The organism is Candidatus Planktophila versatilis, assembly GCF_002288105.1.
Taxonomy (GTDB): domain Bacteria; phylum Actinomycetota; class Actinomycetes; order Nanopelagicales; family Nanopelagicaceae; genus Planktophila; species Planktophila versatilis.
Window position 1 is genome coordinate 212418 of the sequence record NZ_CP016774.1, and the last position, 23408, is coordinate 235825.

The 23408-nt window shown below is 48.8% G+C and carries 24 protein-coding genes, 1 tRNA gene, 1 pseudogene and 1 riboswitch; of the genes and pseudogenes, 20 read left to right on the plus strand and 6 right to left on the minus strand.

The genetic code is table 11. The features are described from left to right. Nucleotides 1-28: 28 nt before the first annotated feature. The 3 genes from A1sIA79_RS01085 to trhA form a co-directional block, all read right to left on the minus strand. On the minus strand, nt 29-1774 hold the full coding sequence (locus A1sIA79_RS01085) for an acyltransferase family protein (RefSeq protein WP_095674412.1): 1746 nt from the start codon (nt 1772-1774) through the stop codon (nt 29-31). 5 nt (nt 1775-1779) lie between these two features. Further along, on the minus strand, nt 1780-2589 hold the full coding sequence (locus tag A1sIA79_RS01090; RefSeq protein ID WP_095674413.1) for a hypothetical protein: 810 nt from the start codon (nt 2587-2589) through the stop codon (nt 1780-1782). A gap of 85 nt (nt 2590-2674) precedes the next feature. Next, nucleotides 2675-3322 carry a PAQR family membrane homeostasis protein TrhA gene (gene trhA, locus A1sIA79_RS01095; RefSeq protein WP_095674414.1) on the minus strand — a complete coding sequence of 216 codons (648 nt, stop codon included), beginning with the start codon at nt 3320-3322 and terminating at the stop codon, nt 2675-2677. A 282-nt stretch (nt 3323-3604) separates the two neighbouring features. On the opposite strand from trhA, the gene A1sIA79_RS01100 reads away from it, so the two are divergent. Both A1sIA79_RS01100 and A1sIA79_RS01105 read left to right on the plus strand, forming a co-directional pair. Beyond that, nucleotides 3605-4366: a bacteriorhodopsin-like gene (locus A1sIA79_RS01100; protein WP_095674415.1), complete on the plus strand. Its 762-nt coding sequence runs from the start codon at nt 3605-3607 to the stop codon at nt 4364-4366. An 81-nt stretch (nt 4367-4447) separates the two neighbouring features. Then, entirely contained in the window at nt 4448-4699 is a 252-nt protein-coding gene (locus tag A1sIA79_RS01105; RefSeq protein ID WP_223298168.1) for a hypothetical protein, read from the plus strand. 3 nt (nt 4700-4702) lie between these two features. Here A1sIA79_RS01105 and A1sIA79_RS01110 read toward each other — a convergent pair. From A1sIA79_RS01110 to A1sIA79_RS01120, 3 genes and pseudogenes are all read right to left on the minus strand, one after another. Further along, nucleotides 4703-6064, minus strand: a pseudogene (locus tag A1sIA79_RS01110) (bifunctional o-acetylhomoserine/o-acetylserine sulfhydrylase); the annotation flags it as partial. Further along, a riboswitch (SAM riboswitch) is annotated at nt 6028-6137 on the minus strand. It overlaps the preceding pseudogene by 37 nt. 87 nt (nt 6138-6224) lie before the next feature. After that, nucleotides 6225-6557, minus strand: coding sequence for a helix-hairpin-helix domain-containing protein (locus A1sIA79_RS01115; RefSeq protein WP_095674417.1), 333 nt, complete (start codon nt 6555-6557; stop codon nt 6225-6227). A 27-nt stretch (nt 6558-6584) separates the two neighbouring features. After that, nucleotides 6585-6666: transfer RNA gene (locus tag A1sIA79_RS01120), tRNA-Leu, on the minus strand. A gap of 104 nt (nt 6667-6770) precedes the next feature. Here A1sIA79_RS01120 and argS point away from each other — a divergent pair. The 18 genes from argS to A1sIA79_RS01210 all read left to right on the plus strand — a co-directional run bounded on the left by argS (nt 6771) and on the right by A1sIA79_RS01210 (nt 23395). Further along, nucleotides 6771-8441, plus strand: a complete 1671-nt coding sequence (gene argS / locus A1sIA79_RS01125; protein WP_095674418.1) for an arginine--tRNA ligase — start codon at nt 6771-6773, stop codon at nt 8439-8441. A 3-nt stretch (nt 8442-8444) separates the two neighbouring features. Further along, nucleotides 8445-9773, plus strand: coding sequence for a diaminopimelate decarboxylase (gene lysA / locus A1sIA79_RS01130; RefSeq protein ID WP_223298358.1), 1329 nt, complete (start codon nt 8445-8447; stop codon nt 9771-9773). Nucleotides 9774-9777: 4 nt separating this feature from the next. Further along, nucleotides 9778-11073 (plus strand): homoserine dehydrogenase, encoded by a 1296-nt coding sequence (locus tag A1sIA79_RS01135; protein ID WP_095674419.1) that lies wholly within the window; start codon nt 9778-9780, stop codon nt 11071-11073. Next, a complete protein-coding gene (gene thrC / locus A1sIA79_RS01140; RefSeq protein ID WP_095674420.1) occupies nt 11073-12161 on the plus strand; it encodes a threonine synthase in 1089 nt (362 codons plus the stop codon). The genes A1sIA79_RS01135 and thrC overlap by 1 nt, the downstream gene beginning before the upstream one ends. A gap of 3 nt (nt 12162-12164) precedes the next feature. Further along, on the plus strand, nt 12165-13091 hold the full coding sequence (gene thrB, locus A1sIA79_RS01145) for a homoserine kinase (RefSeq protein ID WP_095674421.1): 927 nt from the start codon (nt 12165-12167) through the stop codon (nt 13089-13091). A 120-nt stretch (nt 13092-13211) separates the two neighbouring features. After that, on the plus strand, nt 13212-14780 hold the full coding sequence (gene rho / locus A1sIA79_RS01150; RefSeq protein WP_095674422.1) for a transcription termination factor Rho: 1569 nt from the start codon (nt 13212-13214) through the stop codon (nt 14778-14780). Between the two features lie 126 nt (nt 14781-14906). Continuing rightward, complete coding sequence (gene rpmE, locus A1sIA79_RS01155; protein ID WP_095674423.1) at nt 14907-15122, plus strand: 50S ribosomal protein L31; 216 nt, start codon at nt 14907-14909, stop codon at nt 15120-15122. A 110-nt stretch (nt 15123-15232) separates the two neighbouring features. After that, nucleotides 15233-16315: a peptide chain release factor 1 gene (gene prfA, locus A1sIA79_RS01160; protein ID WP_095674424.1), complete on the plus strand. Its 1083-nt coding sequence runs from the start codon at nt 15233-15235 to the stop codon at nt 16313-16315. A gap of 21 nt (nt 16316-16336) precedes the next feature. Beyond that, complete coding sequence (gene prmC, locus A1sIA79_RS01165) at nt 16337-17191, plus strand: peptide chain release factor N(5)-glutamine methyltransferase (RefSeq protein ID WP_095674425.1); 855 nt, start codon at nt 16337-16339, stop codon at nt 17189-17191. 2 nt (nt 17192-17193) lie between these two features. Then, nucleotides 17194-17835, plus strand: a complete 642-nt coding sequence (locus A1sIA79_RS01170) for an L-threonylcarbamoyladenylate synthase (protein WP_095674426.1) — start codon at nt 17194-17196, stop codon at nt 17833-17835. A 34-nt stretch (nt 17836-17869) separates the two neighbouring features. Next, entirely contained in the window at nt 17870-19132 is a 1263-nt protein-coding gene (locus A1sIA79_RS01175) for a serine hydroxymethyltransferase (RefSeq protein WP_095674427.1), read from the plus strand. Nucleotides 19133-19145: 13 nt separating this feature from the next. Next, a complete protein-coding gene (locus A1sIA79_RS01180) occupies nt 19146-20237 on the plus strand; it encodes an MraY family glycosyltransferase (protein WP_095674428.1) in 1092 nt (363 codons plus the stop codon). Beyond that, nucleotides 20218-20646, plus strand: coding sequence for a Cg1360 family ATP-synthase-associated protein (locus tag A1sIA79_RS01185; RefSeq protein WP_095674429.1), 429 nt, complete (start codon nt 20218-20220; stop codon nt 20644-20646). Before A1sIA79_RS01180 ends, A1sIA79_RS01185 begins: the two co-directional genes overlap by 20 nt. Further along, nucleotides 20627-20830 carry a hypothetical protein gene (locus A1sIA79_RS01190; protein ID WP_095674430.1) on the plus strand — a complete coding sequence of 68 codons (204 nt, stop codon included), beginning with the start codon at nt 20627-20629 and terminating at the stop codon, nt 20828-20830. The genes A1sIA79_RS01185 and A1sIA79_RS01190 overlap by 20 nt, the downstream gene beginning before the upstream one ends. 129 nt (nt 20831-20959) lie before the next feature. Then, complete coding sequence (gene atpB, locus A1sIA79_RS01195; RefSeq protein WP_095674431.1) at nt 20960-21751, plus strand: F0F1 ATP synthase subunit A; 792 nt, start codon at nt 20960-20962, stop codon at nt 21749-21751. Between the two features lie 41 nt (nt 21752-21792). Continuing rightward, the gene (atpE, locus tag A1sIA79_RS01200) at nt 21793-21996 is read left to right on the plus strand and encodes an ATP synthase F0 subunit C (protein WP_017954667.1); all 204 of its coding nucleotides are present in this window, start codon (nt 21793-21795) and stop codon (nt 21994-21996) included. A 25-nt stretch (nt 21997-22021) separates the two neighbouring features. Then, nucleotides 22022-22555, plus strand: a complete 534-nt coding sequence (locus A1sIA79_RS01205; protein WP_095674432.1) for a F0F1 ATP synthase subunit B — start codon at nt 22022-22024, stop codon at nt 22553-22555. A 6-nt stretch (nt 22556-22561) separates the two neighbouring features. Beyond that, a complete protein-coding gene (locus A1sIA79_RS01210; protein WP_095674433.1) occupies nt 22562-23395 on the plus strand; it encodes a F0F1 ATP synthase subunit delta in 834 nt (277 codons plus the stop codon). Nucleotides 23396-23408 lie beyond the last annotated feature (13 nt).

A 23408-nucleotide genomic window follows, 5' to 3' on the forward strand; every position in this document is an offset into this window, starting at 1 on the left:
AACCCCGACCATAATTGGTCGGGGTTTTTCATTTCAGATTCTTGAGAATTTCACCAACATAGATGGCAACCCCTGTCGGCGCTAGATGAATTCCATCGGGTGCAAAGTATTCGGGATGGCCCATAGAAATTGCATTCCAATCAATTAGCGTGACTGTGGAATATTGCTGGGCAACTTCGGCGACTAGTGCATTATTTCCATCTCGCCAAGGTCTTGATACTGCAGTGTTGACCACAATCACTTGCGGCTGATCTTTTACAAGTTCGAATATTGCCTGGACATCATCACGAGTTAATACTCCGTTGTTGCCTAGATTAAAGATAATGGGTGAATTACCGACCTCAGTCTTATCGCTTTGCATGACTTCTAACAGTTCAGGTGCCTGTCGTCCAATTCGTGCATTCATCACTGATATTGGCTTTTGCGCATCAAGTGAGGCGCGAATTCCTAAGATGATCGAATCACCTGTCACCCAGAGCCCATCTACTTCCGGTGCACTGATTGAAATTTCTGGAGCGGTGAGAGCTTTCTCAATCGCAGTGCGTTGTTCATTTCCTATCGAGATTGCACGAACGCTCACAACTGCAGCAAGTGCTAGTACGACAAAGAAAACCGCCGCAAAGGCCCGTGTTTGTTGCGTGCGCTCTCGCTTTGTTCTGTACTTAAGTCCTTTAATCCAAAGCTTGAGAGCTCCTCGACGAATTGGCTGTTCCACATATCGCAAAGAAATATCAGCTAGAGCAAAAACAATAAGAATACGAAGTGCATAAAGCGCCCACATCTGACCAGCTAGATCAACGCTTGGGCGAGTAACTTGGAAAATTATCCAATGCCATAAATACATCGCATATGAACGTTGACCAATCCACACCAGAATAGGATTTTGCAGAATCGGTGCGAAGCGAGATGCCGGATGAACGACAGACATAATTATTGAGGCTCCGAAGAGTCCAGCAAGCGGGAAGGCAATTTTATATAAGGTCGGTTTGGATTCATCAATGAGTAAAAAAGTTGCGATGATTCCAATGAAACCAAAGACACCAATTCCGTCGATGAAGTCCTGAGCCTTCTTACTGACATTGATCGTGAAATTCTGTGGAATCCAACTCACGGCAAGTGCTGCACCTAAGAACAATCCAATGCTGTGCGTGTCCGTTCCGAAGTACACATGGCTGACTTTCGAGGCATTTGAGGCATCGAGTGAGAATGAAACAAGAAGCAGCGTGATACCGGAGGCTGCGGCAATAACAAGTGCGGCAATTGGTATCCGACTTTTACCTAATCGCTTAAGGATAAAGTAGAGGATGAGCGGCCAAAGAAGATAAAACTGTGCCTCAACTGCAAGTGACCATGTGTGCTGAAGAAGAGGCGGCCTGCCGATACTTTCGAAATAATCTTGGTGACGCGCTACCAGCCACCAATTCATAGTGCCTGTGAGTGAAAATGGCATATCTGTGAGAAGTCGCTTGATGGTATCGGGCGCCCAAATACCAATTGCAATCGTTGTCGTGGTGACGGTAAAGATAAGGGCTGGCAGCAATCGCCGAGCTCGCGCAAGGTAAAAGCCGCGTAGATCAAGACCACCGCTCTGCTCAATAGAATCAAGGAGCAAGCGCGTTATTACATATCCAGAGATGACAAAGAAGAGATCAACACCGAGAAATCCACCCGGAATCCAAGTAAAGCCCAGGTGATAAAGCATCACCGCAATTACTGCCAGTGCACGAAGCCCATCGATTGCAGGGATGTATTGGATACCGCGATTGGCAGCCATATCAATTACTTGCGCTTAGTAGCAGATTTCTTAACAGGGCGCTTTGCAGCAGATTTTTTAGTACGTTTAGGTGCGCTAATAGCTGCGCGTGTGCGCTTACTCTCCACGGCAATAGGAGCAGATCTTTTAATAGTTCCATCTTCATTTATTGCACTAGCAACTACATCGCTCATCTTACTTAAGCGAGCAAAGGCAGAATCTAATCGGTCACGAGATTGTGCGATTGCACTCTCGGCAGCAGATAACGCTTGAGTTTGCGAGCGATAGAGACGTTCAGTATCTGTGATGATCTCGGCAAGCCATGCTCGATACTCATTGACGTTCTCAGATGCTTCACCGATTACTCTCTCGGCTTCACGACGCGCAGCTGTGGCAAGTGCAGCAGCTTCGCGGCGTTTACTCTCCATAACTAGATCTGCCTCACGACTTGCCTCACGAATCAGTTCGGCAGCTTCAACTTCAGCTGCAGAAATATATTTACGCCCACGGGTTTCAGCTCCAGCTAGGACGCTTCGAGCCTTATTTTCAGCACCTTCAAGAACATCTTTAGCGGTACGTGATGATTCAGAAATGACACGGTCGGCAGTGGCATGTGCCTTTGCTTCGCGACCTTGGGCAGAGCGAATCATCGCCATTGCAGTTTCGGTGGCTAGGATTTCAAACTCTTCGCGCGAAAGACCAGTGATGTCGCGGCGTGAGCGTAGATCAGCTAATTGAGACTCAAGATCACGAATGCGATCAACAGGGTTAGCAATTGGTTCACGATCAGTTTCTTCGCGGAAACCCACCCAGTTGCGGAAATTCTTTTCTGCCATTGTGAGAACTCTCATTCGCGGTATCGACTCGGATATTTATCACTAGGCTTCCCACCCGGTGAGAAACCTAGATTAGGGCATTGCGCTACTTTCGGTAAATGGCGAAAGAGACCGCTAGGTACTGCGAAATCCATGCGGCGAGCACAAAGATGTGAAAAAGCTCGTGGAAACCAAAGTATTTGGCGTTGCGGCCCGGCAATTTCAAGGCGTAAAAAATCGCCCCGATGGAGTAGAGCAGCCCCCCGATAAGAATAGGAATTAACACCCATAAACCACCCTCGCGATAAAGCTGGGGGGTATAGATCACGGCAACCCAGCCGAGTACTAAGTAGTTGGCAACATAGAGCCAACGCGGTGCGCCCACCCAAAAAACGCGGATGGCCACGCCAAATATTGCGCCAATCCAAATCACTGCCAGCAAAATATTTCTATCGCGGGCGCCAAGAAGAGCAACGGCAAAGGGCGTGTAAGAACCAGCAATCAGTAAATTGATATTGGCATGATCCCAGCGGCGCCATATCTTCTTCTTCCTAGGCACCCAGGGCACGCGGTGATACACAGCCGAAACGCTAAAGAGCATAATTGCCGTAATGGAGTAGAGCGCGACAGCAAACCGCAAGGATTCACGGCTGAGAATAAAGAGAACGAGTGAAGCGATGATGACTACCGGGGTGGCACCGAGGTGAAACCAACCGCGCAGTTTGGGAGGCCGGACTTCGGGATCGGCACTCATAGTAGGAAGCCTAGGGCTTTTATCGGCAATCTACTTACCCACCAGTAATGCAGGGCTAGCTGGGAGGGTGAGCGGTAAATTATGGATTTATTTTACTAAATCACGCTCAGAAGCCTTAAAAAAATGCGAAACACTTGCACGTAAGGGGTGCGTATTCGCCCGGTTTGGCGCACAATATTGTCTGTCGGTGGTCGCTGGGGTTCCTCGAGGATTCCAATTGCCATATCCCGAACGTGCGGACCGCCCGGTCTGCATAGATAAGCACTCACGGAGGCTTAATACATGTCAGTAACACTCGACAGCAACCAATGGAACCTCGTTTATAACGTATTTTCATTCGGTTTGATCTCAATGATCGCATGCACAATCTATACCCTCGTATCACAGTCACGCGTACTTCCTAAGTACCGTAACGCTCTTGTAATGTCATCAATGGTTACATTCATTGCTGGCTACCACTACTGGCGTATCTTCAACTCATTTGGTGAGTCATCAGAAGGCATGATGGTTAACGTTTCAGGTGAGCAGGGCGCATTCAACGAGGCATACCGCTACGTTGACTGGCTTCTAACTGTTCCACTACTTCTAGTTGAAGTTATTGCTGTATTGGCACTTGCTAAGGAACTTTCAAAGTCACTTATCACTCGCCTTGTACCAGCTTCAGCTGCGATGATCGCACTTGGTTACCCAGGTGAAATTTCATCAGACCAGAACACACAGGTTCTTTACGGTGTTCTTTCAACAATCCCATTCATCTACATCCTCTACGTACTATTCGTAGAGCTTGGTAAGTCACTCGATCGCCAGCCAGCTGGCGTTGCTGAGACAGTTGGACGTCTACGTCTGCTTCTCATCGCAACATGGGGTGTTTACCCAATCGCGTACATCTTCAACATCGTTGGTGATGCTTCAGCATCATCATTCGTAACTGTTCAGGTTGGATACACAATCGCAGACGTTCTTGCGAAGTGCGTATTCGGTCTAACAATCTTGAAGATCGCTCGCATGAAGTCACATGCTGAAGGCATGCCAGCAGATCACTAATTACTCATACTAATTAGGGAAGGGCGTCGGGAAACCGGCGCCCTTCTGCTTTCCCAGCACAACCTGCATTACTATCAAGGCATGAACATTGCACGAGTAAATAATTTCCGAATGGGCGCTTATGCCGCCCTCGCTATTGGCCTCATCAATCTGCGATATCAAACTGGGGCTGATGGAAATCTTCTTAAGAGCTTCGTTTTATTTGGACCAGGACTTGCACTACTTCTCATTTCATTTACACAGCCCGGCAAAATGTGGCTACAAAGCAAGACCGCCGCAGCGATCGGAATCGTATGCGGCGGCCTGCTTCTTGCTTACAGTTTTTTAATCTAGTTCCTAACCCTTTGTCGCTTTAAATCCAGCTTCAAGGTCAGCCTTGATATCAATAATGTTTTCAAGTCCAAGGCTTAGACGTACAAGTCCTGGAGTTACTCCTGCTTCCAACTGCTCTTGCGGTGAGAGCTGAGAGTGTGTAGTTGTTGCAGGATGGATAACAAGTGAGCGCACATCACCAATATTGGCAACATGGCTAAAGAGTTCAAGTGACTCAACGAACTTCTTGCCAGCTTCAATTCCGGCTTTGAGTTCGAATGAAAGCACCGCACCTGATCCTTTTGGTGTGTACTTCTTCGCAAGTGCATGCCATGGTGAGGATGCCAGGCTTGCATAGTGAACTTTCTCAACATCTGGGTGTGCTTCAAGCCATGTTGCAACAGCCTGAGCATTTTCTAGATGGCGCTCCATGCGCAGTGAAAGAGTTTCAAGTCCTTGCGCGAGCAACCATGCATTAAATGGTGATACTGCAGCTCCTACATCGCGTAGCAACTGAAGACGTATCTTGAAGATATATGAAAGGTTTGCACCAAATGCTGAACCTACACCGAGTGCTTGAGAGAAGACCAAGCCGTGATAACTTGGATCTGGCTTATTAAAGCCAGGGAAGCGATCTTGATGTTGCGCGTAGTCAAACTTTCCAGCATCAATGATTGCGCCAACAACTGCATTTCCGTGACCAGATAGGAACTTAGTCGCTGAGTGCACCACTACATCTGCACCAAATTCAATTGGCTTAATGAGGTATGGAGTTGCAACCGTATTATCAACAATCAGTGGAACCCCAACTGAGTGAGCGATATCGGCAATCGTCTTAATATCGAGAATTTCATTCTTAGGGTTGGCAATTGTCTCGCCGAAGAACGCCTTGGTATTTGGCTTTACCGCCTTCTTCCATGACTCTGGATTATTTGGATCATCAACGAAAGTTACTTCGATACCAAACTTTGGAAGTGTGTAGTGGAAGAGGTTATATGTTCCGCCATACAAGCTTGGGCTAGAGACGATGTGGTCTCCGGCTTCGGCAACGTTAAGAACTGCAAATGTAGTTGCAGCAGAACCTGATGCGAGTAGCAGTGCTGCTACACCACCTTCAAGTGCGGCAAGTCTTTGCTCCACTGCATCTTGAGTTGGATTCATGATGCGGGTGTAAATATTTCCTAGTTCAGCGAGTCCAAAGAGGTTTGCCGCATGTGTTGTATCGCGGAACTGATAGGCCGTAGTTTGATAAAGCGGAAGTGCACGTGCACCTGTTGCTGGATCTGCCGTTTGCCCTGCATGAATCTGCAGAGTTTCAAATGACCAATTGTTAGACATAGTTATCTCCATCGCAGTAGATGTCAGATGATTATTCTGACCAGTTCGTCACCCGGAGCACCCCACCGCGGTGGAGGGTTGCCGTCTACTAAGCCGGGGCTAATACGTAGAACTCGTGAACTAGCAGAATATTATCTCGGAAGAAATCAAATGCAAAGTTGCGAGTATCTGCTCTTTGCAAACCCCTCGCAACTCCTTTGCAGGAGACTTATTTTCTAAAGGAGAGGTCTTTCTTCTTCATCTCTGCGATGAGTATTCGTATTGCATTGGGCCCCAGGCCATCTAAATCCTTGACCAGATCGAGCGAGACTTTTCGCAAGTCACTTAATTTATAGAGACCTTCATCAATGAGTGCTCGTCGTGCTGGAGCTGCTAACCCGATTTCTCGCCATGGCCCATCGACTTCGGCATAGGCATCGAGATCTGCTTCACCGCGCACATTCTCGTTCTGGCTTGCAGCTCGAGCCGCTTTTCTTGCAGCGGCCGCGCGCATGGCTTCACCGCGTAACTTTTTGATTTTTGCCGGTGATTGTTTAGCCATGGCTAATCCTGATACTCCTGATAGATCTGGTGCGGGAGGCGGGACTTGAACCCGCACGCCGAAGCACAAGTTCCTAAGACTTGCGTGTCTGCCATTTCACCACTCCCGCGTATCGCAAAGATTTCTCATCGCGATATGGGAGAAGGTTACGGGCAACTGGCCCTTGTCACCAAATAACGACGAGCCTAAGCGTGCAACCGGTAACCTTGCACAATGTCGCGCAATGAAAATTCTTCAGCAGCCTCACTTGCCGACCAACTTGCCCTCGATATCCAGGCGGTCATAGCCGCATCATTTGCCCGAGGAGAAATCTCCGGCCAGGTTCCGGCTGTCATCACACTGGAGCGCCCAAAGAATCGTGATCACGGCGATTACGCCACATCAATCGCGCTGCAGTTAGCAAAGGCAGCCGGCAAGAACCCGCGTGAGATTGCCACAATTTTGCAGGCAGCGATCACATCGATTGCAGGTGTAGTCAAAGTTGATATCGCAGGACCTGGCTTCATCAATATCACTCTTGACCGCGCAAGCCAGGCTGAACTTGTTCGCACAATTCTTAGCGCTGGCAGCAAGTACGGCCGCGGCTCTGTCCTGCAGGGTGTGAGAATTAACCTTGAGTTTATTAGCGCTAACCCAACCGGGCCACTGCACCTTGGTCACACCAGATGGGCAGCAGTCGGTGATGCACTAGGTCGAGTATTAAGTGCGGCCGGGGCAGATGTCACGCGCGAGTTTTATATCAATGACCGCGGACGCCAGATGGATTTATTTGGCCAATCTGTGCAAGCCGCAGCCCAAGGAAATCCGATTCCAGAAGATGGATATCAGGGGCAATACATTGGAGATCTGGCGAAGGAAGTCGTTGCTGCCAATCCTGGCATAACTTCATCAGAAGAGTTTCGGGAAGCTGCTTATCAGGTGCAGTTAGCCCAACAACAGCAAGTCTTAGAAACTTTTCACACTTCCTTTGATGTGTGGTTCTCAGAGCGTTCGTTACACGAATCTGGCGCGGTTGAACATGGAGTTGATAAATTGCGCTCGCAAGGACATGTCTTTGAAGTAGATGGCGCAGTGTGGCTTCGCACGACAGATTTCGGCGATGATAAAGACCGCGTCATTATTAAGGCAGATGGTGAGCTCACATACTTTGCATCTGATACTGCTTATTACATCAACAAGCGAGAACGCGGATTTGATATCTGTATTTATATGCTGGGCGCAGACCATCACGGATATATCCAACGCTTGAAAGCCACCGCTGCATGCGCAGGGGATAACCCCGAATACAACATTGATGTTCTTATTGGTCAGCTGGTAAAAATTATGGAAGGTGGGCAAGAGGTAAAGCTTTCTAAGCGCGCCGGCACCATCATCACGCTCGAAGAACTTGTGGAGAAAGTGGGCGTTGATGCGGCGAGATACACACTCATTCGTTATCCGGTAGATACGCCGATGGTGATGGATATCGATGTGCTGCGCCGAAACACTAATGAGAATCCTGTTTATTACGTGCAGTACGCACATGCAAGAATTGCTGCGGTATTGCGTAATACTGCCGAACTTGGCATTAAATCTGACCTTGCTTCCTTTGATCCATCGCAACTCACACACGATCGCGAAAATGAGCTTCTTGGCGCCCTCTCAGATTTCCCACGCATCGTTGCTAGCGCTGCAGAATTCCGTGAGCCACATCGGGTTGCGCGTTATCTCGAAGAGTTAGCCGGCGTTTATCACGGCTTCTATGCCGATTGCCGCGTGCTTCCGCTGGGCGATGAAGCAATCGCACCTATTCATTCTGCGCGAGCAGCGCTCTGTGCTGCGACAATGCAGGTACTTGCAAATGGTCTTGATCTCCTAGGTGTATCAGCACCGGAAAGGATGTAAGTAATGAGTACACACATGTGGTCGCAGAACGCATCCTTATCTGGTGGAACACTGTCTCTTGCTGGAATTTCAGCGGCGCAATTAGCAAAAGAATTCGGCACACCAACATTCTTCCTCGATGAAGGTGCGTATCGTGCCCGCGCACTTGCCTGGCATAACGGCCTGCAAAGTGAATTTGGGCCACAGGCCGGAACTATCTACTACGCAGCAAAGTCATTTATCTGTACTGCTGTTGCGCAATGGATCAGTGAAATCGGAATTGGTATCGATGTCTGCACTGGCGGGGAACTCGCAGTTGCCCTCGCTGGCGGAATCAATCCAGCAAAGATTGAAGTACATGGCAACAATAAATCTGTTGCGGAAATCGACCGCGCAGTTTCTATTGGAGTTAAGACAATTGTGATGGATTCACTCTTTGAAATTGAGCGCGTGGCAGCGGCTGCTCGCAAGCACGGCGTGCGCCAAGGGGTCATGCTTCGGCTCACACCTGGCATCGAAGCCCACACTCACGAAAAGATTTCTACCGCTCATGAAGATGTGAAGTTTGGTTTCTCGATTGCATCAGGGGCGGCATGGCAGGCAGTGCAAGCTGTCGCAGAACATCCAGAGCTAGAGCTGCGTGGTGTGCATTGCCATATCGGTTCACAGATATTTGGAGTAGAGGCGCACGAGATAGCAACCGACCGACTTCTTGCCTTCATGGGTAAGTATCGCGACTCATATGGCGCACAACTTCCCGAACTTGATTTAGGCGGCGGATTCGGAATCGCTTATATAGATGGTGAAGTAACGGTTGAACCATCAGATGTATTGCCCGCGATTGGTGCTGCGGTGCGAGCGGCATGTGCCAAGTATTCACTTGATATTCCCGTGATCTCGCTGGAACCGGGTCGAAATATTGTGGGCCCAACAATGTTTACACTCTATGAAGTTGGCACTGTCAAAGATGTTGAACTAGAGGGTGGCACAGTGCGTAAATATGTTTCAGTCGATGGTGGCATGAGTGAAAATGCACGTACCGCACTTTACGATGCCGAATACACCGCTGTTATTGCCCAACGTGCATCAGCTGCGCCACATGTCTTATCAAGGCTTGTTGGAAAGCATTGCGAAACTGGCGACATCATTATTGCCAATATCCAACTTCCTTCAGATATTGCCCCAGGAGATCTCATTGCTACCCCGGCAACAGGTGCATATGGGCGCAGCATGGCGAGTAATTACAATCATGTGCCTAGACCACCAGTTGTTGCTGTAAAAGATGGAAAAGCACGCGTAATTGTTCGTCGAGAAAATGAGGCAGATCTGCTTGCTCTCGATGTGAAAGAATAGGCAGATGAGCCCAGCAGATAAACCCGTTCGCGTCGGCATGCTCGGCTGCGGTGTTGTGGGCAGCCAAGTAGCGCGTCTTCTCCTGGAAGATACTGCCGAACTCTCAACTCGTGCTGGGGTAAAGATTGAACTTACTCGTATCGCGGTGCGCACACTTAAGCCTTATCCAGGTTTAGATCCAGCGCTCTTTACAACCGATCCATTTTCTATTGTTAACGATCCTGAAATTGATCTCATAGTTGAAGTCATGGGTGGCATTGAGCCTGCCCGTGAACTTGCCATGTTGGCAATCAATAATCGCAAATCAATTGTGACAGCCAATAAAGCACTTCTTGCCAGCCATGGCGCAGACCTCTTTACTGCCGCTTATGCGAAAGGTGAAGACATCTACTACGAGGCATCGGTGGCTGGTGCGATTCCAATTATTCGACCACTCCGCGATTCTTTAGCCGGTGACTTTGTTACCCGCCTGATGGGAATTGTTAACGGCACAACAAATTACATTCTTACAAAGATGCATGAAGATAATCGCGAATTTGCTGATGCCCTAAAAGAGGCACAGGCACTTGGTTATGCCGAAGCAGATCCCACAGCAGATATTGAGGGATTCGATGCGGCTGCAAAGGCGGCAATTTTATCTGGACTTGCCTTCCACACTCGCGTCACTGTCGATGATGTTTATCGCGAGGGCATCTCACATATCACTCTGGAAGATGTCTCGATTGCAAAATCAATGAATCACGTTATTAAGTTACTTGCCATTGCAGAGCTCACACCGGCAGATGAAATCTCCGTGCGTGTTCACCCTGTCATGATTGATAAGAGTCACCCGCTTGCATCAGTGCGCGATGCCTTTAACGCAGTCTTTATCGAGGCAGAATCTGCTGGACCTCTCATGTTCTATGGCCGCGGTGCAGGTGGACAACCAACAGCATCAGCAATCTTGGGAGATATCGTTGCTGTGTCGCGCCATATTGCCCTGAATTCAATTGGGCAACGCGAAACTGATTATGCAGATCGCAATATAGCTCCGATTGAAACAACTAAGACAAAGTTCCTCATTCGCCTAGAAGTTGCCGATAAACCAGGTGTTCTAGCTGCAATCGCAAAGGTCTTTGCCGACCAAGGGGTATCGATTCAAACTGTCGATCAAAATGGCCGCAACGATGATGCTGAACTCATTGTCGTTACTCATAGAGCAACAGAAGGTGAACTCAAAGCAACTGTTGAAGCCTTAAAGAAGATGCCAATGGTGACAAAGATTTCAAGTGTGATTCGGGTAGAGGGAGCGATCTCCTAATGGGAATCTTCGCTAAGAAATCTGGCGCCCACCAGTGGCGCGGAGTGATTGAGGAATATCGCCATCGCCTGCCAGTCACTGCTAAGACTCCAATTTTTACTTTGCGCGAGGGTGGAACACCACTTATCTATGCCTGCGTGCTCTCGGAAATGCTCGGCAATAACGTCTGGGTAAAGTTTGAAGGCATTAATCCAACCGGTTCATTTAAAGATCGCGGAATGACAATGGCGATATCGAAGGCTGCCGAAGAGGGAGCTAAAGCTGTTATTTGTGCATCAACTGGAAATACATCTGCCGCAGCCGCTGCCTACGCCGTCAAAGCTGGCATGGTTCCGGCAGTTCTAATTCCCGAAGGCAAGATTGCACTCGGAAAACTGGCACAAGCTGTTGTGCATGGTGCAAAGTTGTTACAAGTCGATGGAAACTTTGATGATTGCTTGGTTTTAGCGCGCGATCTTTCCGAGCACTATCCAGTATCGCTAGTGAACTCCGTTAATCCCTATCGCATCGAAGGACAAAAGACAGCCGCTTTTGAAGTAGTCGATATGTTGGGTGATGCGCCAGATATTCACACAATGCCAGTCGGTAATGCCGGAAATATCACTGCATATTGGAAGGGCTATAACGAATATCGCAACGACAAGATTTCATCGAGATTGCCACAGATGTGGGGATTTCAAGCAGCAGGGGCGGCGCCTCTTGTGACCGGAACTCCGGTAGCAAAGCCAGAGACAATTGCCACTGCAATCAGAATTGGTAACCCTGCGTCATGGGATCAAGCAATCGCTGCCCGCGATGAATCAGGTGGGCTTATTGATTCGGTCACAGATGAAGAAATTCTCGCTGCCTATCACTTGCTAGCAGCGCGCGAAGGAATCTTCTGCGAGCCATCTTCGGCAGCTGGCCTTGCTGGACTTATCAAGTATAAGAACGCAGGAAAGCTGCCGAAAGATAAAACAATTGTTATTACCTGCACAGGTAACGGTCTTAAAGATATTCCGTGGGCCCTTGAGGGCGCATCAGATCCTGTAGTAGTTCCGGTAAACGCTGATGCTGCCGCAAAAGCGCTCGGCTTGGTAAAGAAGTAACTCATGGCTAAACCAACTTTTAAAGCGAATCCGATTCAGGTACAGGTTCCGGCAACTTCTGCCAACGTGGGTCCGGGATTTGATTCCATCGCCTTAGCCTTTGCTATGCACGATCGTTATGTCGCGCAGGTTCTTGATGAACCAGGCCTTGATATTGATGTCACTGGCGAAGGCGCTGACGACGTTCCGCGCACAGATAAGAACTTACTTGTGAAAGCAATCTATAAAGGTTTTGATTTCTTAGGTGGAAGACCAAAAGGCGTTGCAGTTCGTGCACTCAATGTCATTCCTCATGGTCGCGGACTTGGTTCCTCGGCATCTGCAATTATCGGCGGGCTTGTTTTAGCAAGAGCGCTCGTGCTCACTGGCACAGATAAAATGAGCGATGAGGCACTTCTTAACCTTGCAAGCGAGATGGAAGGCCATCCGGATAATGTGGCAGCTGCTCTCTATGGTGGCGCAACTGTTGCCTGGAAAGACATTGTGAATGGAAAAGAAGTAGCGCACGCAATTCAGATCCCGGTAGATCTTCGTATTCGTGCCATGGCATTCATCCCGAGTACAACTCTTGCAACTAAGAAAGCCCGCACACTCTTGCCTGCATCAATTCCATTTGCTGATGCTCAACGCAACAGCACCAATACAGCGCTACTCATGCACGCCCTGACCATTCGTCCAGATCTATTGTTTTCAGCTACAGCGGATTTCTTGCATCAGTCATATCGAAGTGATGCCATGCCAGCCTCATTTGCACTGATGACAAAGTTACGTGCTGCCGGAGTTGCAGCCTTTATCTCTGGCGCGGGTCCGACAGTGATGGCTTTACACACAGGCGACCAGGAAGAGAGTGAACAGCTCGCCCGTGCTGGAGGCGCTACATTTGAAGGTAAATCTCTGGAAATTGCTCCTCGTGGAGCCAGCCTGCTATAGTTTTACCATCAGTTCGACCCGGTAAGTAAGGGCAGAGTAAGAATTGATAAATCCAAGAAGCTAAAGAAATTAACCCTGGGTTTCACTTATGTAGGTAAGCCCCAAACTGAAAAGAAATACATGACAACAACAGAACCAATTCGTTCCAGCAGCCCAGAGCTCTCAGCGATGACCCTTCCTAAATTAAAGGAAGTTGCGTCTCAACTCGGTATTGATAACGCTGCCAAGCTAAAAAAGGATGCACTCGTAACAGCAATCGCAGATCTCCAGGCGTCAAACCGCGAGGCAGCTAAGGCTGAGCGCGAAGCACGCCGGGAAGCTCGCAATGCAAAGAAGGGCAACCGCGAGAATAAGAATTCCGATAATTCAAATAACTCAGATGATGATGACGATGAAGATTCATCAGATAACAGCGCACCTCAGGACCGTAATTCAGGTGAGCGCGAAGACCGTGGTGGCCGTAACCGTGGACGCGACCGTAACCGTGGACGCGACCGCAATCGCGACCGTGGAAACCGAGAAGAGCGCGAACCGGTAGTTGGTGAAGATGATGTTTTGGTTCCAGTAGGCGGACTCGTCGACATTATGGATAACTACTCATTTATTCGTACCGGTGGATACCTGCCAGGGCCAAATGATGTTTATGTTTCACAGGGACAAGTACGTAAGTACGGTCTTCGTAAAGGTGATGTTGTCACCGGACAGGTTCGCCAAGCACGTGAAGGTGAAACTCGTCAGAAGTACAACCCACTGATCACTCTTGAAACAATCAATGGCGCACCATATGAAGAAGCTCGCAACCGAGTTGAATTCGGCAAGCTTGTTCCGCTCTACCCACAAGAGCGTCTTCGCCTTGAGACAGAGCCAAATATTCTTACCACTCGCGTGATTGACTTGATCGCTCCGATTGGAAAAGGTCAGCGCGGACTTATTGTTTCGCCTCCTAAGGCGGGTAAGACCATGGTCTTGCAGGCAATTGCCAACGCAATTACAACAAACAACCCTGAGTGTCACCTCATGGTTGTGCTCGTTGATGAACGTCCAGAAGAAGTTACCGATATGCAGCGCAGCGTGAAGGGTGAAGTAATTGCTTCAACTTTCGACCGTCCTGCTGATGACCACACAACAATTGCCGAGCTTGCAATCGAGCGCGCGAAGCGTCTGGTTGAAATGGGTCACGATGTCGTAGTACTTCTTGACTCAATCACACGTCTTGGTCGCGCCTATAACATCGCAGCTCCAGCATCTGGCCGAATTCTCTCCGGTGGCGTTGATTCAGCAGCTCTCTATCCACCAAAGAAGTTCTTCGGTGCAGCTCGTAATATTGAAGATGGCGGTTCGCTTACCATTCTTGCAACAGCTCTGGTTGATACCGGATCTCGTATGGATGAAGTGATCTTCGAAGAGTTCAAGGGAACCGGAAACATGGAACTCATCCTTGATCGCAGAATGGCCGATAAGCGCATCTTCCCGGCAGTTAACGTTGTTGCATCAGGTACACGTAAGGAAGAAATCCTTATGGGAACGGAAGAGCTCAACATTGTCTGGAAACTACGTCGTGTTCTGCACGCACTTGAACCACAGGCAGCACTTGAACTCTTGCTCGAGAAGATGAAGGGCACAAAGTCCAACGTTGAATTCTTGATGCAGATTCAGAAGACAACATCAGGACCGGACGACAGTAAGTAAGCTCACTTTCCCGCGTGGATTTTGTGGATTACTGCTTTTAAGAGAAGATTGACCCCTATTGCCACCCCATGGCGATGAACTGGTTCACCGTTAATCACGGACCCAGCCATAGAAAAGGAAAAGAAGATGAAGAAAGATATTCACCCAGAATATAAAGAGACCCAAGTAACCTGTGGTTGCGGTGAAAAGTTTGTCACCCGCTCAACAGTTGCAAGTGGATCTATCTACGTTGAAGTTTGCTCAGTCTGCCACCCGTTCTACACAGGTAAGCAGCGCATCCTTGACACCGGTGGACGCGTCGCTAAGTTCGAAGAGCGTTTCGGTAAAAAAGCAGCTAACTAGCTTTCTAAAGAGACCGCATCGCAGCCGAAAGGTTGCGGCGCGGTCTTTTTATTTCTCCAAAGAAACAAAAAGAGTTATTCAAAATTACGAGCGAGAAAGGATGAGGTCATATGGCTAACGATCGTTTTGCATCAGCACATGAGATGGTGCGTGAATATCAAGAACTTGAAACAAAGATGGCTGACCCATCCATCCATGAAGATCAAGGCAACGCCCGTAAATTGGGTCGTCGCTATGCCCAGCTTGGCCCAGTCGTTGCCGGATTTAATGCATGGAAATCTGCCGCAGATGATTTAGAGGCAGCTAAAGAGATGGCAGAAGATGATGCATCTTTCGCCGCTGAAATTCCGGCAATGCAGGCAGTTGTTGAGGCAGCGGCGCAGAAGTTAGAAGAGTTGTTATTGCCGCGTGATCCCAACGATGACCGAGATGTCATCATTGAAGTCAAAGCTGGTGCAGGCGGAGATGAATCGGCGCTCTTTGCTGGCGATTTAGTACGTATGTATCAGCGCTATGCCGAAAAGCGTGGTTGGAAAATTGAAATTCTTGATATGAACGAATCAGAACTCGGTGGTTATAAAGATATTTCGATGGCGGTGAAATCAAAAGGAACGCCAGAGCCTGGAACAACACCGTATGCACGACTTAAATTTGAGGGCGGAGTACATCGCGTGCAACGCGTGCCAGAGACTGAGAGCCAAGGACGTATCCACACTTCGGCTGCCGGTGTACTTGTCTTGCCGGAAGCAGAAGAAGTTGATGTTGAGCTCAATATGAATGATGTGCGCGTAGATGTCTATCGCTCATCTGGTCCCGGAGGACAGTCGGTAAACACCACTGACTCTGCGGTGCGACTTACTCACGTTCCAACTGGCATTGTGGTTTCCTGTCAGAACGAGAAATCTCAACTACAGAATAAAGAATCTGCCCTTCGTATTCTGCGTGCTCGCTTACTAGCCGATGCGCAGGAGAAAGCTGAAGCTGCTGCAATGGCCGAGCGCAAAAGCCAGGTGCGCACAGTTGATCGTTCTGAGCGAATTCGCACATATAACTACCCAGAGAATCGCCTCAGTGATCACCGCGTGAATTACAAAGCCAATAACTTAGATGCGGTCCTTAACGGTGAGCTAGATGAGGTTGTGCAAGCACTCCTCGATGCCGACAGAGCAGCAAAGCTCTCCGCTACTAACTAAAGACAAAGCCTGGCGAAAACAATGGAACTTACCTTCAAAGAATTCTTACGAGGCGGTAAGGAGCAGTTATCAGCTGCAGGCTTTGCTGAGGTCGAAGCCGAACATCTACTTGCACACACACTTGGCTTAACTCGCATGGATCTACATAACCCGCTCACAGTTGAAAATGCACTGACTGCAATTGGAGATATTTCAATTGTGGAAGAGACTTTCTGGAAGCTACTTGATCGCAGATGTGCCAACGAGCCGCTGCAATATCTCACTGGTGTTGCCTATTTCAGACATCTAGAGATCAAAGTCGGCCCTGGCGTTCTAGTGCCACGGCCCGAGAGTGAATTGCTTGTCGAGTCAGTTCTTACTCATATTGAAAAGTTAAGTGGCGCCATCAGTGTTGTTGATCTCGGTGCGGGTTCTGGCGCCCTTGCGCTAGCAATTGCCACTGAAGCGCCCAACACTCATGTGATTGCAGTAGAAAAGAGCGCTGAAGCAATTTACTGGCTGAAAGAGAACATCTCTTTTATTGATGAAAAAGTGCGCATAGTTGAATCAGATGTATCGACTGCACTCGATGGCGTGAAATGCGATGTGGTCATTGCAAATCCGCCATATATTGCTGATGGACAAGAGTTGCCAGCTGATGTGCGCGAGCACGAACCTGCAATCGCCCTCTTTGGTGGGGCAGATGGAATGAAAGCTCCAAGGCTTTTTATTGCAGCCAGTGCGCGGCTGCTTAAGCCTGGAGGATTCCTTGCAATTGAACATCATGAATCACAGGGTGATGAAATTGCTGCCGTACTTAATATAGATTTCCAAGATATTCTTCTGCATCAGGATTTGACTGGACGTCCGCGCTTTACCACCGCGGTGAGGAGATAACGATGGCTCCTCGTATTGACCTAAAAAAAGGTGACTCAAAGAACCATATTGCCAAAGCTCTTAAATCTATTCGCGATGGTTACGTCATTGTTGTACCAGCAGAGCATGGCTACATTTATCTAGCTGATGCGTTCTCGCATTTTGCTGTGCGTGCGATGCATGTCTTGCGTGGTGATGAGCTAGGAATATCTGCCCAAGTTCTCTGTCATTCAGCCCAGACCGTGCAAGGAATTACGCGGGATGTGCGGGGCGATGCACAGAAATTAATGGATGAATTCTGGCCGGGCTTACTCTCACTTAATCTGGCACCTAACCGAGGACTTAACTGGGATCTTGGTGATGACAACTCACTTGATTTAATTAGCATCAGAGTTCCAAAATCACGCTTCCTGCGCGCTCTGCTTAAAGAGTCGGGTCCACTTGCCGCAGCCAGTGCTTCACCGGCAGGAGATGCGCCGATGCTCGCAATTGATCGCAGTGCAATCAAGAGCTGGGATGTTGCAACCGTATTTGATAACGGGGTGCTGAAATCAGGCCAGCCCACAACTGTGATTGCACAGAGAAATGGCGGACTTCACATCCTGCGCGAAGGCGCAATTTCGGCTGCCCAAGTGAGAAAAATCGCCCCGAGCGTTTCTGAATAGTCACTACCTACCAAGAACTATTAGGCTGACGCCCATGTCCGAAACCTTCTATGGCCCAGATTTCACACTTCTTTCCAAGCAAGACCCTGATATTGCTGCGGTGTTGCTCTCGGAACTCAAGCGTCAACAGACCAATCTGCAACTGATTGCTTCCGAGAACTTCACATCACGGGCGGTACTTGCAGCTCTCGGTTCAACGCTATCGAATAAATATGCGGAAGGTTATCCGGGCAAGCGTTACTACGGTGGGTGTGAAGAAGTTGATAAGGCCGAGAATATTGCGATCGAGCGCGCACAGTCTCTCTTTGGTGCAGAGCATGCAAATGTGCAACCCCATTCAGGTGCGAGTGCAAATATCGCTGTCTATCAAGCATTTACCAAGCCAGGAGATACCGTCCTTGCGATGTCACTTCCACATGGTGGCCACCTGACCCACGGATCCAAAGTTAACTTTTCCGGTAAATGGTTCAACATCGTTTCTTACGGCGTGCGTCAAGACAATGAACTTATTGATTACGACGAACTGCGCGACTTAGCGATTGCCAACAAGCCGAAGATGATCTGTTCTGGAGCAACTGCCTATCCATCATTAATTGACTTCGAGAAGGTGCGCGCGATTTGTGATGAAGTTGGGGCAATCATGTGGGTAGATGCTGCTCACTTCATTGGACTCGTTGCCGGTAAAGCGATTCCTTCACCTGTGCCATATGCAGATGTAGTTTCATTTACTACTCACAAAGTACTGCGCGGCCCACGTGGTGGAATGATTTTATCCAAGGCAGAGCACGCAGCGGCGATTGATAAGGCAGTCTTTCCTGGCATGCAGGGTGGTCCGATCATGTCGGCAGTTGCAGGCAAAGCGATCGCACTTGCAGAGTGTGCAACTCCGGCCTATCAAAAGTATGCAAAAGATGTCATCGTCAACGCACAATCATTGGCCGCCGCCCTTGAAGCAGAAGGCATGCGCGCAGTTTCTGGTGGAACCCAGACCCACTTGGCGCTCATTGATATTCGCTCCACCGGAGTTAATGGAAAAGTAGCTGACGAGCGTTGTGGCGCAGCCGGCATAGTTCTTAATAAGAACTCAATTCCTTATGATCCAGAAGCACCATCAGTCACATCAGGTATTCGCGTGGGAACACCAGCAACTACAACGCAGGGAATGGGAACAGGGGAGATGAAGACAATCGCATCTCTGATTGCTCGCGCCATTAAGACAGATGATGCATCGGCACATGCTGCGATTAAATCTGAAGTCCACGCTCTTACCGCACGTTTTCCTATCTACGAGGCGTAAGTAACCCACTGCAATGCGTGAGTACTTAGTAACTCTGCTCTTAGCGGCAGCGCTGTGCTATGTAATCACTCCATTTGTGCGCACCTTGGCAATTAAGGTCGGCGCCGTTGCTCATATTCGTACTCGCGATATTCACACAACTCCAACTCCACGTTGGGGCGGCCTTGCGATGTGGATAGCCATGGCGCTCACCTTTGCCATAGTCAATCATTTATCACTTGTTGGAAAATCTTTCGGTCGTGAAACAGTTGGAATATTTCTTGCCGCCACGCTATTGGTTGCAATTGGATTAGTTGATGATCGTTTTGAACTCGATGCCCTCACCAAATTAGCAGGCCAAGCACTTGCTGCAGGAATATTGCTTCTCTTCGGTATTCAAGTTTTGTGGTTACCTATTAATGGCGTCATCACCTTGCCACCCAGCATTGGTCAATTAGTGACTGTCTTGATAGTCCTGGTAACAATTAATGCAGTGAACTTTATTGATGGGCTAGATGGTTTGGCAGCTGGCATCGTGGCAATTTCAGGGGCCGCTTTCTTTGCCTTTGCCTACCTGCTCGCCGTTGTCTATGGCTTTAATCGCGCAGGTGCACCATCTCTGATTACCGCAGTCATTATTGGTGTCTGTATTGGATTTCTGCCACACAATGCCCATCCAGCCAAGATTTTTATGGGCGATTCCGGCTCGATGTTCCTTGGCTTATTACTTGCCGCCTCTGCAATCACATTAACCGGACAGATTGATCCCAATGCAATCTCTGCGGAGAAGTTAGGGCCCACACTGCTTCCACTCGCTCTTCCCTTTGCAGTCCTTGCTATTCCACTTATTGACCTATTTTCGGCCATCATCCGCAGATTACGTGCGGGTCAATCTCCATTTAGTTCAGATAAAGAGCATATTCATCACCGATTATTGCGTGCTGGAAATTCACATTTGCGCACTGCGCTGATTATGTATGTGTGGACCGCGACTATTGCACTTCCTGTTGTGGTTTCAGCATTTGAACCGCTCTGGGTCTCAGCACTCGTTGCTGGCCTCATGCTGGCATTCGCGATTTACTTCACAAGAAGTGGAGGGCGTAAATATGAGCAAGCAAAAAAGTAATGAAGCGCAGCTACTCCGAGGTGCTCTCGTTCCAACGCTCATAGTTGGTCTGATTGCAATTGTGATTTTCTCTTTCATTCAAGGACTTTCTGGATTTTATGGAGCACTCCTTGCGCAAGCAGTCGTGCTGATTTATTTCTTAGTGCATATCTTCGTTTCCAAAATTTCACGCAATCTTGATCCCATGAGCACCATGGCACTGGCGATGTTCTCCTACTTTGCCAAGTTCTTACTTCTCGGAGCTTTTTTATGGGCGCTGACTACCTACACTGATCGTTCCAGTATCGACCGAACCAGCTTTGGCGTCACTGCTATCGCCCTGACCTTCGCCTGGCTAGGCGGAGAAATCGCCAGTTATTTGAAGTTGAAAACTCATCTACCATTACCCCATGACCAACGAACCAGCTAACCGCCGCGATGAGAACGCCCTATGGTCGATCTTCGGCTATCTCATATCAGGGCTTCTTTTCTGGGGGGGAGCTGGCTGGGCGGCAGACCATTTTCTTGAGACCAATTACCTGACCCTTGTGGGTCTTCTGGTGGGAGCCGGAGGGGCGCTTTACCTCATCTGGCTGCGATTCGGCCGCGAGTAAGTGAGCCGAAGCATATAAATCCCCAGGATTTGGATTTCACAGGGAGCCGGTTTTGCCCATAAGGTAAGCCTGCTTTACCGCTTCCCCAGCGACTGATTTACAACCCTTTTAGAGTTTCAAGGAGTGTGTGTGCGCGCGTTTGTTAACTTATACGCAGCTGGTGATGGATTCGTCCCACCAAGCACTAACGACTTCAACCTTCCTCCACTTACTGAATCAATTCCTTGGCTGACTAAGCCCGTTCTACTTGTTTTTCTCTCCGTAATTCTCGTTTCAGTTTTCTTCATTCTCTCTGCCCGCAAAGCGGCAGTAGTTCCTTCGAAGCTGCAATTTGCTGGTGAAAGCATCTACGCCTTTGTCCGTAATGATCTTGCTCGCGATGTTATCGGCCATGAATTCATGCGCTTTGTGCCATACCTATTCACCCTCTTTACCTTTGTACTCACCAACAACATCTTTGGAATCGTTCCATTCTTGCAATTCCCAGCAATGTCTCACGTTGCCTTCCCATACGTGCTTGCGATCTTCTCATTCGGAGTCTTTCACTACGTTGGTATTCGCAAAAAGGGTCTGGGCGCATACCTGAAAGAGATTGCCTTTATGCCAGGTGTTCCTAAGCCGGTTTACATCTTGCTGACACCGATTGAAATTGCCACATTCTTCCTCGTGCGTCCATTGACGCTCTCACTTCGTCTCTTTGCAAATATGTTCGCGGGCCACTTGCTCTTGCTCGTATTCATTATGGGTGGTGACTACATGTTGCATGATTCACATCTGATCATGAAGTTGTTTAGCCCATTCTCATTTGCATTCGGTATTGCCCTTACATTCTTCGAATTTATGGTGCAATGCCTTCAGGCATATATCTTCACCCTGCTTACAGCTCTCTACATCGCCGGCGCCCTTGCCGACGAGCACTAAACGCACCACCTAATGAATAACCAAACGAAAGGTAAGAAAAAATGACAGGCACACTCAACCTGGTCGGTTTTGGCCTATCAGCAATTGGTCCAGCAATTGCAACAGGAATGATCTTCGCCGCTTATATCAACGGCGTAGCTCGTCAGCCAGAAGCACGTAGCGTTCTCCAGCCAATCGCGTTCCTCGGATTCGCACTTGCTGAAGCACTCGCACTCTTCGGTCTCGTACTCGCATTCGTTCTCTAAAAACTAAGAAGGATTAGGAAGACTAATGCGCTCAATTAATTTGCTTGCCGGGGGAGAACCACTCAACCCATTAATTCCGCACACCGCTGAATTAATCGTTGGTGCAATTGCCTTCACCCTGCTATTCCTAGTGCTTCGCAAGGCGGTAGTGCCAAAGTTTGAAAAGGCATTTACTGACCGCACCGAAGCAATTCAAGGCGGTTTAGAGCGAGCCGAAAAAGCGCAGGAAGAAGCACAGCGCGCTCTCGTTCAATACAACGAACAACTTTCATCTGCGCAAGGTGAAGCATCACGACTTCGGGAAGAGGCGCGCGTTCAAGGCGCAGCGATTATCGAAGAGCTTCGCACAAAGGCGCAAGAGGAAGCGGCTCGCATCACAGCAGCAGCACATGCATCTATTGAGGCAGAACGTCAGCAAGCAGTGACATCACTTCGTAATGAAGTGGGCGCACTTGCCGTCGAGCTCGCATCAAAGATTGTCGGGGAAGCGCTAGATGACCAGGCCCGTCAATCACGGATCGTGGATCGCTTTATCGAAGACCTCGAGAAGAGTAAGTAAGGAAAAATGAGAATTCACCTCGGAGGAAGTAGCCGTCAATCACTCGTGGTTGCACGCGCCGCACTTGATGCTGCCGTTAAAGGCGCAAGCGCTGCAACTTCATCTGAGCTCTCTTCTCAACTTTTCTTTGCCGCCGACGTTCTGGCTAAAAACACTTCAATTCGCCGTGCCTTTGCCGACCCTGCTCGCGATGCCGCCTCAAAGGGTGCACTCGTGAAGGATCTCTTTGCAAAATCACTCTCAGCGCCAGCGCTAGAAATACTCACAGATGTATCAACACTTCGTTGGTCAGCTGCAGGAGACCTAGTGCATGTGCTGGAGCAGCTGGCGATTGAAGCAGAAGCATCAGCTGCAAATGTAAGCAATGAACTCGATCGCGTAGAAGATGAGCTCTTTGAGACATCTGAACTCGTGGTCGATAACTTCGAGCTGCGCAAGGCGCTGGTAGGGGCTGGAACAGTGCAAGCTAAGTCAGCTCTTGTTACTGAAGTACTTGGCAAGAAAGCATCAGCATCAACTGTGAAGTTAGCAGTTGCGCTGGTATCAAGTCTTCGCGGTCGCAGTATTGAAGCAGCATTTGCTGACTATCTCTTTGGCCTGGCAAATCGTCGCAATCGTTTGATTGCAGTGATTCGGGTAGCAACACAGATAACAGAAGCACAGAAATCACGCCTAGCAACGGCGATTGAAAAGCAGGTTGGGCAACCAATCCGCGTCAACATTGAGGTAGAGCCATCAATTCTTGGTGGAGTCTCAGTGAAGTTTGCAGATGAACTTGTAGATGGAAGCGTTTCACATCGACTTGCAAGTGCCGGACGTGCACTTGCTGGAAATAAATAGGAATAAAGGGGAA

What these genes read in the sequence shown, in the direction of transcription:
- thrB (WP_095674421.1), top strand. Translation starts at nt 12,165, where the DNA reads ATGGCTAAACCAACTTTTAAAGCGAATCCGATTCAGGTACAGGTTCCG.
- A1sIA79_RS01115 (WP_095674417.1), bottom strand. Translation starts at nt 6,557, where the DNA reads ATGGCTAAACAATCACCGGCAAAAATCAAAAAGTTACGCGGTGAAGCC.
- A1sIA79_RS01085 (WP_095674412.1), bottom strand. Translation starts at nt 1,774, where the DNA reads ATGGCTGCCAATCGCGGTATCCAATACATCCCTGCAATCGATGGGCTT.
- A1sIA79_RS01180 (WP_095674428.1), top strand. Translation starts at nt 19,146, where the DNA reads ATGCGTGAGTACTTAGTAACTCTGCTCTTAGCGGCAGCGCTGTGCTAT.
- A1sIA79_RS01210 (WP_095674433.1), top strand. Translation starts at nt 22,562, where the DNA reads ATGAGAATTCACCTCGGAGGAAGTAGCCGTCAATCACTCGTGGTTGCA.
- thrC (WP_095674420.1), top strand. Translation starts at nt 11,073, where the DNA reads ATGGGAATCTTCGCTAAGAAATCTGGCGCCCACCAGTGGCGCGGAGTG.
- A1sIA79_RS01205 (WP_095674432.1), top strand. Translation starts at nt 22,022, where the DNA reads ATGCGCTCAATTAATTTGCTTGCCGGGGGAGAACCACTCAACCCATTA.
- A1sIA79_RS01135 (WP_095674419.1), top strand. Translation starts at nt 9,778, where the DNA reads ATGAGCCCAGCAGATAAACCCGTTCGCGTCGGCATGCTCGGCTGCGGT.
- prfA (WP_095674424.1), top strand. Translation starts at nt 15,233, where the DNA reads ATGGCTAACGATCGTTTTGCATCAGCACATGAGATGGTGCGTGAATAT.
- A1sIA79_RS01105 (WP_223298168.1), top strand. Translation starts at nt 4,448, where the DNA reads ATGAACATTGCACGAGTAAATAATTTCCGAATGGGCGCTTATGCCGCC.
- A1sIA79_RS01090 (WP_095674413.1), bottom strand. Translation starts at nt 2,589, where the DNA reads ATGGCAGAAAAGAATTTCCGCAACTGGGTGGGTTTCCGCGAAGAAACT.
- trhA (WP_095674414.1), bottom strand. Translation starts at nt 3,322, where the DNA reads ATGAGTGCCGATCCCGAAGTCCGGCCTCCCAAACTGCGCGGTTGGTTT.
- A1sIA79_RS01190 (WP_095674430.1), top strand. Translation starts at nt 20,627, where the DNA reads ATGACCAACGAACCAGCTAACCGCCGCGATGAGAACGCCCTATGGTCG.
- A1sIA79_RS01185 (WP_095674429.1), top strand. Translation starts at nt 20,218, where the DNA reads ATGAGCAAGCAAAAAAGTAATGAAGCGCAGCTACTCCGAGGTGCTCTC.
- argS (WP_095674418.1), top strand. Translation starts at nt 6,771, where the DNA reads ATGTCGCGCAATGAAAATTCTTCAGCAGCCTCACTTGCCGACCAACTT.
- atpE (WP_017954667.1), top strand. Translation starts at nt 21,793, where the DNA reads ATGACAGGCACACTCAACCTGGTCGGTTTTGGCCTATCAGCAATTGGT.
- A1sIA79_RS01100 (WP_095674415.1), top strand. Translation starts at nt 3,605, where the DNA reads ATGTCAGTAACACTCGACAGCAACCAATGGAACCTCGTTTATAACGTA.
- A1sIA79_RS01170 (WP_095674426.1), top strand. Translation starts at nt 17,194, where the DNA reads ATGGCTCCTCGTATTGACCTAAAAAAAGGTGACTCAAAGAACCATATT.
- A1sIA79_RS01175 (WP_095674427.1), top strand. Translation starts at nt 17,870, where the DNA reads ATGTCCGAAACCTTCTATGGCCCAGATTTCACACTTCTTTCCAAGCAA.
- rpmE (WP_095674423.1), top strand. Translation starts at nt 14,907, where the DNA reads ATGAAGAAAGATATTCACCCAGAATATAAAGAGACCCAAGTAACCTGT.
- rho (WP_095674422.1), top strand. Translation starts at nt 13,212, where the DNA reads ATGACAACAACAGAACCAATTCGTTCCAGCAGCCCAGAGCTCTCAGCG.
- lysA (WP_223298358.1), top strand. Translation starts at nt 8,445, where the DNA reads ATGAGTACACACATGTGGTCGCAGAACGCATCCTTATCTGGTGGAACA.
- prmC (WP_095674425.1), top strand. Translation starts at nt 16,337, where the DNA reads ATGGAACTTACCTTCAAAGAATTCTTACGAGGCGGTAAGGAGCAGTTA.